This window comes from Nostoc sp. NOS(2021), assembly GCF_017115025.1.
Lineage (GTDB): Bacteria > Cyanobacteriota > Cyanobacteriia > Cyanobacteriales > Nostocaceae > Nostoc.
The window spans coordinates 22,010-40,722 of record NZ_JABXKM010000122.1 but is presented as its reverse complement, the minus strand read 5'-3'; the positions used below and the strand labels follow the sequence as shown (position 1 = coordinate 40,722).

The window sequence follows — 18,713 nt, the reverse complement described above, 5'->3', positions numbered from 1 at the left end:
ACCCTCCCCTTATAAAGGGGAGCCACTGCGTTGGGCGGGCAATGCCCGACTTGAAGCATGTGGCGTGAGGAAACTAGATTTCTTGTTTCCCCCCTTAATAAGTGGGGATTAAGGGGGGTAATTCGACTTGTGTGTACACCGTAGCCTTTTTAAGGAGGGCTAGGGGGGATCAATAAGTCCCTCAAATCACAGGCAACCACTTTTCAAACAACCTCTTAAGGATTTTAAAAATTGTCTGGAAAGTTAGAGTTTTTTTATCCTAAAATCCTACTTCCCAACTTTTCTGCCAAACAAATCTAGTTGAGAAGTAGCTCGTAAAAGTCGCGCCGCTTCTGTAGATGTTTCTACTCTCCGAGCGCGATTCGCCTCTTCTGCTTGCTGAGAAATATTTGCTAAATTTAAATTAGAATATTGTAAAGACTGATTCGTTTGTATTGTCTGAGCAAATGTTTCACCGAGAATTTGTGATTGTGCCTGTTGAATCTTAATACTTTGCAATTGAGTAGCACCTATTAATTGTGATAAAGCCGAAATAGCACCGGTAGTTGCAATATCTCCAGCAGTAGCAGCTACAGGAGTAGAAGCAGGTGTAGGAATTAAATTGGCAACTTTATCAATAAATCCTTTGCCCCCTACCTCTGCCTGGTCGGTAATATCGGCAATATTTTTTAGTGTGTTTTCAGTATTTTCTAACTTTACTTTTGTCCGAATTTGTCCATTTTTACCAAGAACTCCTACCGCTACTCCACGGGTAATTACACGATTTAGTTCATTACTAACTAAATTTCCCTGCACTGCGGAATTATTCTCAAAGCGGTTTGATCTAGAGTCTGAACTAGAAGAGTAGTCAATCAAATTATCACGAACTGTTTTTCCCGCAGCGACGGGGTTAGGTAGATTCAAGTCTCCCTTGGAATTACTTAGAGCATTTTGACTTTGTACTTCTACAGGCTTTAAGTTGTCGCTGAGATTATATTGAAGGTAATCTTGTAAATCTGTGGAATATGATTTAAAATCAGTCCAAACCTCGCCTAATCCGCTCGTCTGAATTTGTGCCATTGCTGGTAGGATTGCCAGGGATAGCAACGTCAAAGTCAAAATGGTAGTTTTTTGCATAGATTTGTGCCTGAAAAAGGTAGATGAAATTAAGTAGTCAGTCATAAATTTAACTTTTTCACTATGATTTCTAACTTTTTGAATCACTGTTAACTACTTACATAACTCGATTAACTACTACGTAAATTAGCCACTAACTGACGTGCAAATGCAGAAATTGCTTCATATTTATTGCTATGAAGTTGCATCATTTTGCTACGTGCAGTTTGTTCAGAGGGGTTATTTGCAACTGCTGCTAATTGTTCGTAACCTGGATAGTAACGGCAGAATGTGTAAATACCGTTATCATCTAGTAGCCATTGGCTATAAACGCCTTCTTTGCGGGGAAAAAAGCTTTCTGAGGCATTACGAGAAATAACTTGGCGGGGATACTTTAAGATGTCTGCAAAACTATCCACTGCAACTGGCTGAATCCGTCCAATCAATCGTGTTGTCAGGTTTTGCAAAATTTTAGATGCAGCTTTAGATTTGGCAATAGTATCAGGATCTTGTCCTGATAGGATGACTCTGATACCGGCTTTAGCGCCGTTGGCACAAATCCTGCCAACTAAGTCAGAAATTTGCTCGAATTCAAATAGAATTGGTGCTTCATCGATAAAGAATATAGAAGCTGGACTGCTGAGTGCGCGTCGTAGTGCTGCTGAATAGGCACTCAAGGATAGTACGGCTGCATCTTCATTATCTGATAGGTTTCTGAGCGCAAAAACTAAAAGTTGTGCATCGGTAGGAAAGCTGGATGGTGCAGAAATGGCTTGTCCCACACGACTAGAAAGCCAAAACCGCAAGCGCAGCTGAATTTGACTGAGGGCGTCTTCTACTCTGCCACTTAAAGAATCTAGCTGCAAGTATTCTGGTGAGCAGAAAAAGAGAAAATCTTTTAAGGTAGGGGTTTTCTGCCAAGCATGAGTGCCAAATCCTCCCGCCATCGCCTGTCGATATCGCTCTTTGATGCCCTCATCTGCAAAGAAGGCTTCTAATGCTAGGTTGAGCAGCGATCGCACGGTTTGCGATAAAATTTGACTTTCAGTAGATGATCCTAAAACCATTGTCATTAAAGCTGATTCTAGGAAGGCGGTATAATCGAGGAAGCGATCGCGCTGTTGTTCTGGATCTAGCGATCGTAAATCTGGCTGTTCAAATAAGTTATTCGATTGTTTAGAGATATCAAAATAGGCTCCATTCCCCTCCATAAACTCTGTGTAGTCAGTGAAAGTAGATGTACCATCAGGTTTGGGAAAATCTAACGCCACTACCGGAATGCCATGCGCCAAAGCCTGAGTTAAAATCCCTGATACCAACACCGATTTACCAGCACGAGTTGTCGCAAACAAAGCTAAATTTTTGTGTTGATTAAATAAATCTAAATGTACGGGTGTTCCGCCTTCTTCAGCAATCAACTCAAAGCCTTCTTTATCACCTCTTTTAGTTAAAACTAAAGGCATTAATCCGGGAACTTCACTTGTTAAATATAGCTGGCGACGATTGAAAGGTGTTGCTAACAAACCTTCCCAAACTATCGGTAGAGTTTGTAGCCAAATTTTCCAGGCGTACTCAGTTTCTCTAATTACTCTTGCTGGACGTTGAAAACAGTTTTCAATATATCTTGTTGCCTCATCTAATTTCTCTACAGTTGGACGATGTACCAAAATGACGACACTCGTATAAATCGGGACTGCACCTTCATATAATTGTTCTTGGGCTGCTACCGATTTCTTTAACTTTAATTGAGCATTGACATCAATAGTTTTACTTTTTTCTTGAGCCATAATTGTCGTCATGTTTGACTGTTTCAGCACTCGTTGCAGGGTAGTTTTCACCACGGCTGGATTTGCGGCAGTCAACTCACAAAAAATCTCTGTATCTACTACTGTTTCTCTGGCCAACAGTTCCCATAAATAGCGCAGTTGGGTAGATTTGTTTGACCAACCTCCAGGTTTTTCGAGAAATGACAGTGCGCCAATATAACGATTGTTAACATTAACCCAGCGGCGATCGGCACAAGGTATGCTAGACTCCATCAGCAAAGTTGTGCCGTGGATATTGTCTACAAGCAATTTAGTACTAGCTAAATCTGAATTAACTTGCTCGTGCAGTCCTTGTTCATCTAAAGTCATTAACTGGGGAATATCTATTGGATCTGTATCATTAAACCTTCTCCAGATTTCCTCCCAAAGTTCATCAGCTTTCAAAGGCTTGACATCCAATCCCATTTGGTTAGATAAAATTTGTTCCCAACGCAGAAAACCCTGTTTATAAGCATTTATGATCAGGGTTTCAATGCGCTGATTTTCTACTTCTGTGAGTTCACCTTTGAATTTCAACCACCATGATTCAGCTTTGACTAAAAGCTTCTCTATCCAATCATCTGCATGTGTGGAGTTGGATTCAATGGTATAAGTGACATAAATCCGCAAAAATTTTGGCTTACGAATACCAGAAATAGTCAGTTCTTTGACTCTAGCTCTTTCCGCCATCAACAGATATTTGATATCTCGTGATGGCGTATTTCTGATGAGTGATGCTAATTCTTTTTGGCGCTCTTTGTCTGAACTAAAAGATCCCAAATGCAGTGTCATTCTTTCACCGCTAGGGATGTCTTTCAATCCGGCTTCAATGTTATTAAAAAGTGTATCGATTTGTTCAGGTCTTAAGGTGGTATGAATTCCCTTACAGTCAAAACCAAAAACAAAGCAGAAGCGATCTTTTTGAGTGCCTTTTGTCAAAAGGTAAGCGCCAATATCACGTCCATTCATTGCGACACGTAGCATTGTCGCCAAGTGTAAGGCATCTTCAAATGGTGTTAATCTACTTTCATTTCCGGCGATGCCGACGCTTTGTTTTCCGATTTTTTGCTTCATGGTTAACTTCTAGTAAGCTTTGATAACGAGCAAAGCCTCTTGTCCAAGCGGGAACGCCAATAAATTTACTTAAAAAGCTCCAACTCCTACCACCAGTTAAAATCCACCAAGTTCCGATTCCCCAACCAGTAATCAGTACTGTCCACAACCATTTTTGAAACTCTTCTTGGAAAATCCCACCAAAAATCCCATTGATTATAAAGTAGGAGGCTAAGGCAATTACCGTCCAAGGAAGAATTTGATCGGCCGGAATTGGTCCTAATGAAGGTTGGCTTCCCAGAACTTGATTGACTGGACGAAATTCTTGTTCCCGCTCTTGAGACATTTTAAATATCTGAATTATTTACTGCTATCGCCAATTACAAAGCGTGTGAGTACATCAGCAATGGTAACAGCAACAACGACTAATAGGGGAGTTCTGGCAATGCTTTGCCAATCTTCATCTTTACGCACTGCGTTAATCACACCAACCAGGGAAATTGCAATATAGAGTAAGTAAATCGCCCGTAACACATTAAATATCAAGCTTACTGGTGTGTCGCTACTACCAGCATTTGTTCCTGAACCATTTTGTAAGGTTTTTTTGAAAAACTTTTCAGCTTCTCCAAAAAACTGTGCTTGGGCGGGGGCTGCAAAACAGTCTAACCAATATAAACTCAGGATGATGGCTGCTGCTAAAATTTGTAATAATACTAGCGATCGCCTTGGTAAATTCACCTGCTCCCCAATCTGCTGGGTGATGATTGCAATTAAACTACCAACTAGTAAACAAAAGAGCAGGATAGGACTTTTTAGGCTGATAACGCTTACAAGTACAGCACAAGCAATCAAAAAAGGTACAGACTCAACCAGAATAATCAGGCCAGATTTCAGTCCCAGTCTTAAGTTATGAAATCCTTTGACCGCACTACCAGTTAAAGCTTTGAAAAAGTTTCTCTCATGAGAACTTTGTCTAGACATTTGCTAATTTTCCTATGGCGTACTATGAGTGTTGGTTGTCTAAAACTTTACAGTTATTTATAACTTAACATGATTGAACATTCATTTTTAATAAAATTATGAAGTTTGTAGTAAAGTTCTACATGATATATTAATTTTTATTAAGCTAAGTTAATAGAATATTAAATTTTATTTAAAAGCTAAGTATGCGTGGTTTGAGAAACTAGGTTTCGAGCTTGAAACCAGAACTGCTACAGTCCTGCTAAATTTTTTCTATCCCGGCGCTTTTGCCTCAGTTAGAGGTTGGAGAATCCGGTAGAAACGCCAGACAATACTTGGGAGCATAGTTACAAGTTCTAGAGAAAACATTTTATTCCTCCAACTAACCCTTTTGTAAAGTTTTATCCTTACCTAACGCACTAGAAATTACTACATGATTTACTCCAAATTTGGAGAAGTTGCAACGCAGTGGCTAAAGTATCCCATTTGTAAAGGAGTTTGGGAATACTTTTGGAGATTATACTAGCACTACTATTCACATAGGCGTTAATCAGTCTATCGTCGATAGCACGAAATATACCACGCTTTATCCTTTTGTCTAAATATTCCGAATGTTTACAAATTGTTTGGTTGTCAAAAAATATACCGTAGCTTACCCGTTGACAGAAAACGCCAAATACGGAGTATAGGTTTCTGGTATTATAGCTAGATTTTTCTCTTGCATCTCAATGAGTGTAAAAAGCCTTGTAAAACCTCACCCCAACCCTCTCCTTACCAAGGAGAGGGAGCAAGAATCTTGTTTCTCATCTGATATATTTGCTTTCACTGAGATGCTCCTGATTTTTCAGCTATTTTTTTGCGATGCCTTGGTTCGGTTGCACCTACGCAACTAATAAAATGCTGAAACAACGTATTTTAGTTGATACATATACTGGTTAATTTGTCAACTGCGTAACCTCTATTAAATACTTATTAAAACCTCTAAAAAAAAGCTTAATAAGCAAAACTATATGTAAGCGAAATTTTTAGATTTTACTCTGGCGAATTAATAAAAAAGCGCTACAAAAACCACTTTTCAAACACCTCTAAATTCCAGAAAAATATTTAAGTTTTTTAATCATTCCATAATCTAATCATGATTTAATCTTTACCTTAACACTATACTGTTGATTTCGTTGGCAAATTTTAACAGCTATTAGCTATAGCAGTCCTAAAAGATTTGTGAAAATCTGACTTTCTTTACTTCGCATTTAGCGGTAGCTTGTGGCAAACTACTGCGCGTCTACATTAAAGAAAGTGATTTTCATAATTCAGATGAAATTGCCATCCCAAATAATAAGTAAGTGGGTAAAATTAAACATGGCTTTTTAAAACGGAATAAGAGACTGAAAATGGGAATTGAGGCATGATTCATAGTACCTAGTAACCACTCCCTTATCCTCAAGCCACTGAATGTTTATTTATACAAACTTACTTTGGAAATGTAGAGTTTTTAACTAACGACTAATTATGCAATTGGGTGGATTAGGAATAGCTTAACGCCCTCTACATCTTTCAAAGTTTACCTCTGATTTGCTCTACATTCCTCGGCGTTTTGTGCAAACTATTGATTTATTAATAACCTTTTTAATGTCAATTTGTTGTGCTTATAGAAGGTTGTTTGTAATCGCCAGTTTGACACTTGATTTGGATTTGATATGGTGTGGAACCGGAAATTAATTTGAAGGAGCTTGATATGGCTTTTTATCGCGATCGTCAATTGACCTATTTAGCAAGTTCAATTTCTGTACTTGTCATCGCAACTGGTTTAGTAGTAGGTCAATCTGCTACTCAGAAATCTCTAGCTCAGACCGCCACGACCCCTGCCCCAGCTGGAGTAACCTCCATAAATGGTGCAGGTGCAGGCAGTGTAAATACTTTGTTTGTGGGTATAGGAACTACCTCTCCTTATGCCCCACAAGGCTCATGGTTTAACACTTACGGTCTTGGAAATCCTTCAACCCTCAATCCTCCAGGTTCAGTCAATCCGCTCGTTACATTCAGATATGCTTCGATTAATAGTAGTGCAGGGTTAACAGCTTTTTTCACTCAAACCCCACCACCCGCGACTGGGGCAACTATCAATCCCCCAGTCTCTTTTGCAGCTAGTGATGACCCCATAACAGGAACAGAAAAACTTAGTGCAGGTCCCAATACTGGTATCCCCATCCAAGTGCCTGTGATCACCGTCGGAATTGCGTTAGCTTACAACCCCACTGGTCTAAATGTACCAGCAGGTGGAATTAAACTTTCACGAGCTACTTACCTTGGTATTCTTAACGGCACCATCACAAATTGGAATGATGCCAAAATTAAAGCAGATAACGGCGGCGCAATAATTGCAGTCAACAAGCCCATTGTTGTAGTATATCGTAGTGACAGTAGTGGTAACACTTTTACTTTAAGCAGTCATCTCAAGGCGGCATTTGGTGCTACATGGAACAGAGGAGTTGGTGAAATAAGTATTGCTCAAGCTGGCGGTATACCCAATCCACTACCAGCCAATACAGTTGTTTGGCCAGCCAATTTCCAATTTGCCTCAAAAAGTGGAGGTGTAGCCACCAAGATCAAAACTACTGCTGGTGCAATTGGTTATGTGGATAGTGCTACGCGGTTAGCTAATGGTCTGCAAGCTGCTGTCTTACAGAACAAGGCAGGTACTTACAACCCCATCTCACCAACTTCAATTGGAAATGCTTTTGTCGGTGCGACTGACCAAGATGCAAATGCTCGGCGGATTAAACTCGTAGTCACTGATCCAACAGCTGCAAATGCTTATCCCATTGTTAACGCAAGTTACGTGCTATTTTATGGAAAATACGCAGACGCTAAGGTAGCAGCTGGTATTAAAGGATTCATCAACTGGGCTTTAGGAGTACCACCTGTTCCAGCACCAGCAAATGTCACAACCAACCCGAACAACATAGCTACTGCTCGGGGATATGCTCCTCTTCCCGATGCCATTAAAAAGCAGGCTACAACTCTTGTCAATACTTACTTAGCTCCATAATTGCGTGAATACCGTTTTTGGTCTTAACCGCCCTTGCCTCCTTTAGATTTATAAATATCTTGGCAAGGATATGAAGGTTATACCCCAGGATTATATTTACAATCCTGGGGATTTATTTAGGGGATGATTTATATCAATAACTCTTGAATATGCCTTTAATATTTAGCAAATTTAGGGCATTTTCAGCAGTACATAGCCAAGCGTTTTAGCAGTTTATCTCATTCGTAAATTGAGTAGCCTGAAAGCTTATAAGTAGTAGTTTGTGATTGCGATCGCTGTTAGTTCTCGTCGGGTATGAAGTTAAGCGATCGCAGGGGTTGAAGATTGCTTCTCTTCTAGATGCTGAGTGAATGAGACGCACCAATTACTTTAGGTATTTTTGCTGTTTTCGGGGTATCAATATCAACCGAGATATAGTTGAAAAAAGTTCAACCGTCAACTATGTTATAATTAGTTAGTTGAGAAATATTTTCGGTCATGTAACTGACTATATAGACGCCTCTCCGAATCTAAATCTCTACACCCTTTGATTCTGGAGATGTTTTATGTCAGTTTATGTGCGTTGATAGATATCCAAGGGATGGGTCATAGTCTCAAAGTTAATAAAGCTAAGACCTTTAGAGATGAAAGTCTTCAGCGTTCCAAAACTTGAAATTTTTAGTGATCCGAACTGTATTGCAATACTTCGCGTGAAACTGATACATCTCACTATCAAAAAATGTGCTAAGAAGAACGAACAGTAAAGTGTGTCACAAAGCCAGACAACATAAGGATAGTACTTTAACTTATGCCAACGGATATAATTACCCGTCCTGAATCCCTTACTGAAGATTGTTTTTTTACTTACGCCCTTGGGACTGATTTGCATGATACTAATTCGACAGCCAAATATTTACGCCGAATCAGGAAAGAAGATAAACCATATATTGACATAGCTGTTTCTCCCAGACCGGGCTATCGCTTTGAAGTTTGCCTTATTCCTGTTGAAGGGTTCGCTCAAGAAACAATATTGACAAAAGATGGGTTCGCCAAAGCTTTAGCGATTATTTGTGCTGTATCTAACAAAGCTAGAAAGCGATTCCCTTCAGGAAATGGACAAGATATAGTCCGGTGTCAATTTAGTAACTTAGCTGATGCAGTAGCTGTAGCGAACAGATTGTCTGCATTGCCCTCTAATATGTATGAAACTCTCGCCAAGCTACCAAATGCCTTGTGAGATCGCGTCCGCTTGAAGATTTATTATTAGGACTGACGCGAAGACATTTTAATGGTAAGTAAGTAGACGGATTTGAGATGAAAAACTCAATGGTTCATATTTCATCTGTTGAGAAAAGGCTTGTTATATCATGTCCGCTTGATTACTTATTAAACCCGAAGAACCCCAAAGAGCCAAAGCTGCGTTTTGTCTCCCCTCCCCGCCGGCGGGGAGGGGATTAAGGGGAGCCAGCGCGGTCTTGGGGGTTTCCCCCATGAGCGACTGGCGTGTGGGGTGCAATGACTATGGGAATCACAACTAATTACCCGGACATGATATTATATAAGGCTTTTAACCTTAATGTACAATTGTGATGTTTTTGTACGCTAACCTGTAATTCAAAGTGAGTTTTTTTTATGCCTATAAGTCCTTTGCGTGAAGAACCTCGTAACCAGCGAGCGCCTGTAATTCGTACAAGTAATGAGTTTATTCTTTTGGAATGGCTAAAGTCAACTGGTCGTCTAATCGAGCGTGAACATCAAGAATCTGAGTATCTAACTGAAGTAGAAGAAATTTCAGAAATGATCGACCTTGACGATATCCCTTATGATCATGACGATGACGATGCTGAGATGGATATAGAAGCCTAGCCCTGGCAAATGGAATTCGCGGCTACACAAACTTAGCCCACGCAGGTGGGCTTAAGGTCAAATCAAGAGTTTGAAACCCGCGCAGGCGGGTTTTGACTGTGTAGATGCGGTTTCTAACCGCCGATTTGAGGTTAAGTTAACTACTTGAGTAATAGATAAAATAATTGTCCATTGCTGACTGTAATACCAGCGCGATCGCCTGCTAATTTCCCAGTACCTAAAAAATAATCTACCCTACCTGCACCTTTAATTGCGCCTCCGGTATCTTGGTCAAGAACATAGCGACTAACGATGCGCTCCTCCATTTTTCCGGTAGGATTAACAAAGGGAATAGAAGTGTGAATCAACGCTAAAGCACCAGGAGGCATGAGAGATTTATCTGTAGCAATAGAACGCTCTGCTGTTAGTGGTACCTTGATAGAACCTTGGGCTGGCTCACCGTGATTTTCTTGAAAAAAAACAAAGCTGCGATCGCGCGGAATATAAATATTTAATTCTTGGGGATGCTTTTGGAAATAGTCGAGAATAATTGGCATAGTTATACCTTGTAGCGGTAATTTGCCATCATTCACTAATTCTCGGCCAATGCTTTTGTAATTATAAGCGGTATTACCGGCATAACCGATTGTTGTTTGAGTACCATCGGGAAGCTGAAGTCTCGCCGAACCTTCAATTTGAGTTAGATATGGTTCCAGGCGATCGCGAAACCAAAACAACTCTAATCCTCGCAATTTACCTTTTGCGCCTTGTAAACCATCTACTCCTTCTAACTCCAAGCGTGTAGGATGAGGCTTAGACCAGGAGTTTAAATCAGGAGGTAACTGATAAACAGGATAGCGATATTCTGTTGTGGGGACGCGACTGGCGGCGTAAAGTGGCTCATAATAGGCGGTGAATAAAACGGAACCTTTGTTATCTTTACCGACTGACTGATAAAGAACAAATTCCCGCTCGATGGCTTGATGTAATTCTATTGCAGAATTAGTTTTTAATAGAAGTTCGCGGAATCTTTTCAAGCTTTTGAACACGCGATCGCGCGTAATCCCAGCCACCGGATAGTTTTTATAAGCAGCCGCAGCATTAGCTGTTTGCAGATATTGAAGACTGCGAGCGATCGCACTTATCAGTGCCTTTTTGTCTGGTATTTGTCCATAGATTACTTCATCGAAACAAGAGGTATCATCTTGACAACAAGTAACTGGTAGTCTCTGAATTAATGGTACTTTTTGCTTTTGTGAAAATGCATCTTGATTTTTAGCAGTCAAGGACACTGGTATATCCCACTTTTTCACACGACATTCTGGCGGACTAAGTTCCCGATACGCCAAAGATTGCATTCGCACCAGCAAAATCGATAAAACCACAGGTAAGCTAATGGCGATAATTTTGCTAAACTTTCCTAACCCAGCAAGTGTCTTTTTCATCAAAATTCAAAATTTTTAAGATTATCACCGGGACAAAAACTGAACAGCTTGTTAACTTTTCAAATGCGGATGAGTTTTACATCTGTATTAGGAAAGGTAACTTGTCCACAAAAATGCGATCGCCCCTTGCCCGGTACGATCGCTCCCTACTCGCTGGCAGAGGCAAAGTACTATTTTGTCTATTGTCTGCTGACAACAAAAAAGCGATCACTTTTGCTGACACATTAGCTATCGCCTCAAAACACGAACAGCACTTGCTGACAACACTTGCTGTTCGCACTCTTCCCCTAGCCAAAGGAATCTCAACAGCGCACTGATGCCTCTGCCTTGGGTAAGAGAACCTTGAAAATTTAATGTGCTGCCTTAGCATTGCCGTTAATCGGGCGATGGAGGTAGAGGGGGATGGGGAAATAGGGTATTCCTGAAATTTTTTCGGAACGCATAGAAGCGATCAACTTTTACGATGAAGAAGGGACAGTTTATGCTGCAAACGACTCAATTACTACATTTTCTATCTCTTACACCTTGTTGATGATCAAGAACGTAAATATAGCCATTTAGACGCTTGTCATCTAATTTTCCTTGTTCGGCTTTATTGAAAGCATCGTCTAAATCTTTTTGCGCCTCTTGCACTGCATTTTCAGCTTGCTGGCAAGTCCAAGGATAGCCGCCTACATAGGTAGTACATCCGCCAAATAAGAAGATTAAGCCCCAAAACACTAAACCAAGCTCTATCTCTCTTTTCCGAGCCTCTTTTTTGAGATGCCCAGATGCTTCTGCACTCATTGGTGGACTAAAATCGGGTATTCTTGGGGTTTCTGTAGTAGTTAAGCTAAATCTTTCACTCCAGACTACGTGACTGCCTTCTGATTGACGCGCGTATATCTTGACGTGGCTAATAGATTCAGGGGCTAACGACATTAAACCCTTGCGAATAGTGCTAACTAATGACTCTTGGCTCGGTACTTCTGGCGATTCTAGAATGACCTGTAAACAGTCATCTTTTTTGGTGACTTTAGCAATAATACGTTTTCCTTTTAAGGAGTTATTTATCAGTGCCGCGATCGCATTTGCGTCACCAAGTTTGGCCAGAGTCAGTATGCTTTGTGAATCCATTTTAACTATTTTTTCAACAGACTATATTTAGAAAGCCCAAAAAGCGATGCCTACGGCGGGCTGCGCCTACGCATTTGTCATCACCGGATGCGCCGGATGCGATCGCCAGAGCTTAATTTTCATACCCCTATCCCCTAAAAAGGAGAGACAAAAACCCACCAAGGATTGACATGAGGATGATTGATCCGATAACGCCAAAAGCGATTTTGAGAGATAGTTCTTGATTGAACTTGGCAAAGTCCTTCCTGAACTCGCTCAACTCTTGACGCAGGGCTGCAAGCTCATCAGCCGCCGGGTTTGGTTTCTTTTGTGGATTGTTCATGATTTTGGAATAGGGCTGTATGTATCTAGCCCAAAACCAACTCATGTCTACCAATTGTTGAAAATTTTTCACCCAGTTAACTTTTCAAAAACGGATGCAAAATACATCCGTGTTCGGAAAGGCAACTTTCCACGAGTGAGATCGCTTTGTCATTACCGGGGCGATCGCACTTCTTGCACAGGGAGCGACGCTAAAACAATTACAAGCGCTGTATCGCCGATGCGTTGCAGCAAGTAACTTGATGCAGCCAATCAACGTAGTTCGGATGGACGAACGTAGCAAACGAATTTTCGTGTTGATTGGAGACACAATTGAAGTAGAAATCTTTCCCAACGGGGAGGTATTTGTTAAGTGAACCAAATCAATTTTGATGCAATGTCTGACGCCCAATTATTGAGTTACGTCAGGACTCATCCACAGGACACGGAAGCATTTCACAAGTACATGGACAAATTAAGTGAGCGTCCGGGTGTGCTTTGCACCACTGATGAGGAGTTTGAAGCCGAATTACAAAGGCGAATTAATTCTTCACCTGGGCAAGGTTAGGTAGTAGAGCAGGAAAGAAAAAATTTTCCTGCTCTGTAATACTTCTATTGTTGCTGTTGCCACCCGCGAGCTTTAATAGCTTGGCAGTAATACTTCATTGCTGTGCTGCCAGGACTGTCCCCATGAGCAGGAATTTCCTTATCTTCCTTCTCCTCGCTTATCTTCTTGCCAGTCTTACTGTTGAAGACTCTATGCCCAATGCCCAATGCCCAATTCCCTATTCATTCATATTACGGTAAGTAGCAACTGCGGAAGGCGATATCCGGTTCAAATATCGGAAGATCCAATATTTGAAAATGGTATCTAAAATCACCGGAAATGTAGCAATAAATAAGAAGATAAAATCTCGATTTGCTGGTAATCCCCAATGGCGTGATACACCTTCTAGCAATACTTCCCAGCCATGAGGAGAGTGGAATCCTACAAATATATCAGTAAACAAAATGATGATAAATGCCTTGGCACTATCACTAAGTCCATAGACAATATTATCAAAGAAATCTTTGAGCACAGCAATAGAAGACTTGCTGACTAACAACAGCCAGATAAAAGCACCCACCGAGAAAATATCTGCAAAAACATTTTTGATCGCATTAGAGCTTTCGTGACGAAATTCTTCAGCAAGCTCAATAGCCTTCTTTTTCATTTCAATTTCCATCTGCTCAGACGACAGTGGAGGGGCATTTCTAATGAGATTTTCAAACTTGAGCTTTTCTTCAAATCCTTCTAATTCTACAAGAGCTTCCTCTTCCATTTCAGAATTCAGGAATATCTGCATTTGCTCATTGCTTCTAAACCGCTCAAGAGTTGGGCCGACTACGAAAGCTTTTGCTATCTGATGCGTCAAAAGTGGTACGATAATTAATAGTAAAATAAACCTGATAGATATTATTGTTCTTCTTTGAGTCTGACGAAAATTCTGAATTACCTCTTGTTCAGAATTAGGGTCTAATTCAACTTGCAGACGACTGATAGTACTTAAAATAGAGCGGGGTAAAACGCCGATTGTATCGGTTTTACGCTTTATTTTTGGTTTGTTATCCGAGTCTTGAGTTGCTATTTTGGGTGGTAACGTTGGAGTATTGACGAGTAGCGACTTGTCGTCAGATATGACAGAGTTAACTGGTAGATTTGGAGGTTTGACTACTAAAGCTTTAGAAGTTATTTGATCAGAACTTGTTGTGTATTTGGATATAACTTGATCGATGAAGTTTAGCTTTTCCAAAACCAAAGAAGGACTGGGATGCTCTATACCTACTTTCTGAGCAGCTTTTTGATTTTCTTCATTTAAAAACCAACGGCTTGCTTTCAACTCTGTAAGCCGCATCCTCGCAGTTTTTAATAGCTTTTTTAGGTCTGACTCAAAATAATCCATGACGCTGTTACTGTACATGGCTGAGTCAATGTCTATTTTATTACCATTGAAATGCTTATCTTCTATTTCCTGAATTTTTAAGGCCGCATCGTAAGCTTCATGTAAAGAACGTTCAGGAGTCTGTAAGTACCATCGATAAGCAGCAAGTAAGAAAGAATAGATTTTTTGGCTAAAAACAGAGTTTTTCATTGCAGACAATCATCCAGGATTATTTGGTGATTATTAACCTTAAGTTAACGCACGAGGTATACTAGCAAATCTACAAGGAGAAAGTTTGTGGTTTCTCATTCGGTTTGGATTGTTGGCACTAGCCGCAGTGGTAAGACGGCTCGCTTGGTAGAGCAATTTTGTAATTGGGTAAAATCTGAAAATCAATATACTGAATCATTTTATACTAAAAAACCAGGACGTAAAAAAAGTGGTCATGTACCCGAATTTTTATATCTTAAACAAACAGAGCCAGGAGTTTTAGTCTTAGCTGCCAATGATGATAATCGTCGAGAATTGGGAGATATAATTGTTACATGTACATTAGGAAAATATCCGGTTCGTGCCAAGACGCCGCTAGGTTTTTTCCAGGATGAAGTTATTTTATTTTGGCCGTTGCTAATTAACTCGTTGAACCTGAAGGCACAGTTTCCGGTACGATTGCGGCCAGAAACGGAACAAGAGTTAGCAACCAAACTCTGGCGTACCCAATTAGACGAAGAAATTTTACGTATTGCGGGAGTGAATGAATCTCGCTTAGTGCGTCGCATTCTAGACTTATTGCAATTAGCAGCTTACAGTGGTATACCTTGCGAAGATATTGCCCAGATTTTGGCCAGGGGTCTGGGGGAAAATACTACAACTTTAGAGCCGGAATTTCTAGCCTCTTTGCTCCTAGATTGGCGTAACTGGTGTTTAGAGAGGGGATTACTGACTTATGGAATTATTACTGAACTTTATAGTCAGCATTTGTTAAGCGATCGCAATTACCAGCAGCATCTAACTAAACGCTATCAGGCGGTTCTGGCGGATGATGTTGATGACTATCCTAGCGTAGCGCGTCTTTTGTTTGAGTTGCTATTAGATCAAGGTGCAGTCGGGGCATTTAGCTACAATCCCGATGGTGCAGTGCGATTGGGATTGGGAGCAGATCCCAACTATTTAGAAGGGTTAGCAGAGCGTTGTCGGGTAGAAATCTTGACCGGGCCGCCTGCTGAGTCCCTTGGTGAGCAACTCACTAAACAGATGGTGGAATTAGTCACAGAACCGATGGTACTGTTGAGTTTACCTGAGATTGTGCATTCAATTCAAACCACCTCCCGCGCCCAATTATTGCGACAAACAGCAGAAGTTATTGCTAACGCCATCCAATCAAAGCAAGTGCAGCCGGAACAAGTGGCGATTATTGCACCAGGTTTAGATGCGATCGCTCGTTATACTCTAGTAGAAATCCTCGTTAAACAAAATATCCAGGTACAATCCCTTAATGACCAACGTTCGCTAATTAGTTCACCGATCATTCGCGCATTGCTCACTATGCTGGCACTAGTTTATCCCGGCTTGGGACGCTTAGTAGATCGAGATGCCGTGGCAGAAATGCTGGTTGTTTTGAGTAGGAAACAACAAGTACCAGATAACTCTACAGACGCGATTAATCGCGTCTCTACTGATATTGATCCGGTACGTGCGGGTTTGATTGCAGATTACTGCTTTTTACCCCATCCCGATCGCCCCAATTTGCTACCAGTATCAGCCTTCGAGCGCTGGGATCGAATCGGCTATGCAGCTACCACAGCTTATAATGAGATATTACAGTGGTTAGAACAGCAGCGATCGCAACAAGAATTGCGTTTAATTCCCAGTCCCATTTCACTCTTAGACAGAGCAATTCAACGTTTTTTGTGGAATGGTAGCAATCTCCCATACGAACAACTAGCAGCACTGCGGGAATTATTAGAAACCGCCCAACACTACTGGGAAATTGACACCAGATTACGACAAATTGCCCCAGTTGAGACAACGCCTTACACAACTATTATTGAATTCATTCAACTACTGCGACGTGGTACAATCACCGCCAACCCTTACCCTGTGCGTCCCATCGGTGGAGTGAGAAAGGCTGTCACATTAGCAACTATATTTCAATATCGATCTAGTCGGCGATCGCACCGATGGCATTTTTGGCTGGATGCTGGTTCACCTCTATGGGCGAAAGGTGGTGCGGCGACATTGTTTGGTGCGCCGTTTTTCCTGCGAGACAGGTTAGGCGAACCTTGGACAGCAGAAGATGAGAAATTGGCAGAAGAACAACGACTGCGAAGGATTTTGGCAGATTTACTGTCTCGTGTATCCGAGAGAGTTTATTTGTGTCACAGCGATTTAGCCGTGAATGGACAAGAGCAATTAGGGCCGCTCTTACCTTTAGTAAATGCCTGTGTGACGCATCCCGTTATATAAAACTTATCCAAACGCGATGTGCAACTTATTCTTGAAACCCCTCTCCAAACCTCTCCCCGAAGCGGAGAGAGGCTTTAAGTCTTGCTCCCCTTCCCTTGTAGGGAAGGGGCTGGGGGTTAGGTCTGTATTGCACTCAACAGAGAAGCACTATCTAAAACTTATGCAAAGTTGTCTAAACTAGACTTTTCTATAAAAGATTAGTTGCAAAAAAATTGTAGGTTGGGTGGAGGCTTTGCGTAACCCAACATGCTGATATATGTTGGGTTGCGCTCCGCTCCACCCAACCTACGTCTACGTCTAAAATATCAGAGTAAATTAAAAATGATATTCCTGAAATAGTAAAAGAGGTTGTTAAGTTAATGTCACTCGATTCGCTTAAGCAAGAAGCAACAAATCATAACACTTCACCACAAAGATTACGAGAATTAGCTGCAATTAATGATGAGCTAAGGAGATTAGTTGCTGCAAATCCTCTCGCCGATAGTAGTTTATTAGGAGAACTTGCGATACAAGCCAGAACTAACAAAGATGTCGAAATGCAAAGAGCGATCGCAAGCAATCCCAATACACCAACACAATGGTTAATCGGACTAGCATATCTGTTTCCTGAAGAATTCTTTAGCAATCCGGCTTATGATTTGTCAATTCTGCAAAATGTCAACTTTACTCACCGTTTTGAGAAGAAATTACTCTTTAAGCTTGTTTGTGCATCTAATGCACAAACATCTTTTCTAGAATTTGCTGCTGGCATTTGTGAGACTAATATTAAGCGTATTCGCAATGATGAATATTTTGGACACTTCTCCCTAGAGCAGCAATATGGTATTAAGTATCTTCGGATGAGTATAGGGTCTATAAGTATGTTCTATTGTGAAGAGTTTTGGCAATGGAGAGCAATTTTAATTGTTATAGCTAGTCATCAGAATACTTCTAGAAAAAAACTATTGGAGTTATCAACATCTGGTGAGGATATTGTTGCAGAAGTTGCTCAGTTACATCTTGATTGTCCCAATGATGACATTACTTTCTGGGATAAGGTGGCTTTAAATAAGAAACCAAATCTCATTCTTTTTATTCCCCGTAGACTGATATTCAAACTGGCTCAATTGCCAGACATATCCACAAACTTTTTAAAAGCAGCATCTCAGCTTGAGACATTTACAGGAATTCTCAATATTATTGCAAATCATCCGAAAACACCCAAAGAAGCACTCCATAAACTAGCGAAAAATAGCCTTAAATTTATTGCTGAAGCAGCAAAGTTACATATTAATTATGCTGGAGAATTGGAAACTGGATGGCGTGAGCTAGCGGAAGAAAAAATTGATAGAACCCAACTACCTAGTTTAATTATTAATGCAGAAGAAATTGAACTGCGATTGTGGTACGCAGGAGCAATTGATGAAAGCACTTTACCTTATTTAAATCAAAAGTCAGTACACGAATATACAAGTACTTTATTAAAGATTCTTTGTTCTGCTGACACACCTCGAACGATTTTAGATAATCTGGAAAACCACCGTAGAGTTTCTCAATTAATTGCTGAATGTATTACCTTCTTAAAACCCTGGTGCGCCGAAAGATTTACTAATTCAGTTAGCTACTCAACCCGCAGTACGTGGAGGATTTTACTTTAATCCACTCAATTTAGCTGCTGTTAAAAGTTTACTGACTCAAG

Annotated in this window: 15 protein-coding genes; 7 read left to right on the top strand and 8 right to left on the bottom strand. The window is 40.7% G+C overall.

Annotated features, from left to right (window positions below):
* Window positions 1–267: 267 nt before the first annotated feature.
* The 4 genes from HWQ41_RS15885 to HWQ41_RS15870 form a co-directional block, all read right to left on the bottom strand.
* On the bottom strand, window positions 268–1,116 hold the full coding sequence (locus HWQ41_RS15885; protein ID WP_292764470.1) for a hypothetical protein: 849 nt from the start codon (window positions 1,114–1,116) through the stop codon (window positions 268–270).
* 110 nt (window positions 1,117–1,226) lie between these two features.
* Window positions 1,227–3,974 (bottom strand): hypothetical protein, encoded by a 2,748-nt coding sequence (locus HWQ41_RS15880; RefSeq protein ID WP_292764468.1) that lies wholly within the window; start codon window positions 3,972–3,974, stop codon window positions 1,227–1,229.
* Window positions 3,928–4,299 (bottom strand): hypothetical protein, encoded by a 372-nt coding sequence (locus HWQ41_RS15875; protein WP_292764466.1) that lies wholly within the window; start codon window positions 4,297–4,299, stop codon window positions 3,928–3,930. Before HWQ41_RS15875 ends, HWQ41_RS15880 begins: the two co-directional genes overlap by 47 nt.
* A 14-nt stretch (window positions 4,300–4,313) precedes the next feature.
* A complete protein-coding gene (locus tag HWQ41_RS15870) occupies window positions 4,314–4,934 on the bottom strand; it encodes a hypothetical protein (RefSeq protein ID WP_292764463.1) in 621 nt (206 codons plus the stop codon).
* A 1,714-nt stretch (window positions 4,935–6,648) separates the two neighbouring features.
* Between HWQ41_RS15870 and HWQ41_RS15865 the strand changes: the two genes are divergently transcribed.
* The 3 genes from HWQ41_RS15865 (at window position 6,649) to HWQ41_RS15855 (ending at window position 9,807) form a co-directional block, all read left to right on the top strand.
* Window positions 6,649–7,962, top strand: a complete 1,314-nt coding sequence (locus HWQ41_RS15865; RefSeq protein WP_292764461.1) for a substrate-binding domain-containing protein — start codon at window positions 6,649–6,651, stop codon at window positions 7,960–7,962.
* A gap of 787 nt (window positions 7,963–8,749) precedes the next feature.
* Window positions 8,750–9,178, top strand: a complete 429-nt coding sequence (locus HWQ41_RS15860) for a hypothetical protein (protein ID WP_292764459.1) — start codon at window positions 8,750–8,752, stop codon at window positions 9,176–9,178.
* A gap of 395 nt (window positions 9,179–9,573) precedes the next feature.
* Window positions 9,574–9,807, top strand: a complete 234-nt coding sequence (locus HWQ41_RS15855; RefSeq protein WP_292764457.1) for a DUF3134 domain-containing protein — start codon at window positions 9,574–9,576, stop codon at window positions 9,805–9,807.
* 140 nt (window positions 9,808–9,947) lie between these two features.
* Here the strand turns inward: HWQ41_RS15855 and HWQ41_RS15850 are convergent, their stop codons facing one another.
* Window positions 9,948–11,231 carry an MltA domain-containing protein gene (locus HWQ41_RS15850; RefSeq protein ID WP_292764455.1) on the bottom strand — a complete coding sequence of 428 codons (1,284 nt, stop codon included), beginning with the start codon at window positions 11,229–11,231 and terminating at the stop codon, window positions 9,948–9,950.
* Window positions 11,232–11,332: 101 nt separating this feature from the next.
* Between HWQ41_RS15850 and HWQ41_RS15845 the strand changes: the two genes are divergently transcribed.
* Window positions 11,333–11,548, top strand: a complete 216-nt coding sequence (locus HWQ41_RS15845) for a hypothetical protein (RefSeq protein ID WP_292764453.1) — start codon at window positions 11,333–11,335, stop codon at window positions 11,546–11,548.
* Window positions 11,549–11,726: 178 nt separating this feature from the next.
* Here the strand turns inward: HWQ41_RS15845 and HWQ41_RS15840 are convergent, their stop codons facing one another.
* Complete coding sequence (locus tag HWQ41_RS15840) at window positions 11,727–12,347, bottom strand: hypothetical protein (RefSeq protein ID WP_292764450.1); 621 nt, start codon at window positions 12,345–12,347, stop codon at window positions 11,727–11,729.
* A 127-nt stretch (window positions 12,348–12,474) separates the two neighbouring features.
* Window positions 12,475–12,669 (bottom strand): hypothetical protein, encoded by a 195-nt coding sequence (locus HWQ41_RS15835; protein WP_292764447.1) that lies wholly within the window; start codon window positions 12,667–12,669, stop codon window positions 12,475–12,477.
* A 351-nt stretch (window positions 12,670–13,020) separates the two neighbouring features.
* Between HWQ41_RS15835 and HWQ41_RS15830 the strand changes: the two genes are divergently transcribed.
* Window positions 13,021–13,215 carry a hypothetical protein gene (locus HWQ41_RS15830; protein WP_292764445.1) on the top strand — a complete coding sequence of 65 codons (195 nt, stop codon included), beginning with the start codon at window positions 13,021–13,023 and terminating at the stop codon, window positions 13,213–13,215.
* Window positions 13,216–13,432: 217 nt separating this feature from the next.
* Here HWQ41_RS15830 and HWQ41_RS15825 read toward each other — a convergent pair whose 3' ends face one another.
* Window positions 13,433–14,788 (bottom strand): proton extrusion protein PcxA, encoded by a 1,356-nt coding sequence (locus HWQ41_RS15825; RefSeq protein WP_292764442.1) that lies wholly within the window; start codon window positions 14,786–14,788, stop codon window positions 13,433–13,435.
* A 78-nt stretch (window positions 14,789–14,866) separates the two neighbouring features.
* Here HWQ41_RS15825 and HWQ41_RS15820 point away from each other — a divergent pair, with 78 nt between their 5' ends.
* Together HWQ41_RS15820 and HWQ41_RS15815 are read left to right on the top strand one after the other, a co-directional pair.
* A complete protein-coding gene (locus HWQ41_RS15820) occupies window positions 14,867–17,035 on the top strand; it encodes a recombinase family protein (protein ID WP_292764439.1) in 2,169 nt (722 codons plus the stop codon).
* Window positions 17,036–17,394: 359 nt separating this feature from the next.
* A complete protein-coding gene (locus HWQ41_RS15815; protein ID WP_292764437.1) occupies window positions 17,395–18,672 on the top strand; it encodes a hypothetical protein in 1,278 nt (425 codons plus the stop codon).
* Window positions 18,673–18,713: the final 41 nt, after the last annotated feature.

Excerpts from the sequence above, each read along its gene's own strand:
- HWQ41_RS15885 (WP_292764470.1), bottom strand. The coding sequence starts at position 1,116 with ATGCAAAAAACTACCATTTTGACTTTGACGTTGCTATCCCTGGCAATC.
- HWQ41_RS15850 (WP_292764455.1), bottom strand. The coding sequence starts at position 11,231 with ATGAAAAAGACACTTGCTGGGTTAGGAAAGTTTAGCAAAATTATCGCC.
- HWQ41_RS15880 (WP_292764468.1), bottom strand. The coding sequence starts at position 3,974 with ATGAAGCAAAAAATCGGAAAACAAAGCGTCGGCATCGCCGGAAATGAA.
- HWQ41_RS15815 (WP_292764437.1), top strand. The coding sequence starts at position 17,395 with ATGTCACTCGATTCGCTTAAGCAAGAAGCAACAAATCATAACACTTCA.
- HWQ41_RS15855 (WP_292764457.1), top strand. The coding sequence starts at position 9,574 with ATGCCTATAAGTCCTTTGCGTGAAGAACCTCGTAACCAGCGAGCGCCT.
- HWQ41_RS15860 (WP_292764459.1), top strand. The coding sequence starts at position 8,750 with ATGCCAACGGATATAATTACCCGTCCTGAATCCCTTACTGAAGATTGT.
- HWQ41_RS15840 (WP_292764450.1), bottom strand. The coding sequence starts at position 12,347 with ATGGATTCACAAAGCATACTGACTCTGGCCAAACTTGGTGACGCAAAT.
- HWQ41_RS15875 (WP_292764466.1), bottom strand. The coding sequence starts at position 4,299 with ATGTCTCAAGAGCGGGAACAAGAATTTCGTCCAGTCAATCAAGTTCTG.
- HWQ41_RS15865 (WP_292764461.1), top strand. The coding sequence starts at position 6,649 with ATGGCTTTTTATCGCGATCGTCAATTGACCTATTTAGCAAGTTCAATT.
- HWQ41_RS15870 (WP_292764463.1), bottom strand. The coding sequence starts at position 4,934 with ATGTCTAGACAAAGTTCTCATGAGAGAAACTTTTTCAAAGCTTTAACT.
- HWQ41_RS15835 (WP_292764447.1), bottom strand. The coding sequence starts at position 12,669 with ATGAACAATCCACAAAAGAAACCAAACCCGGCGGCTGATGAGCTTGCA.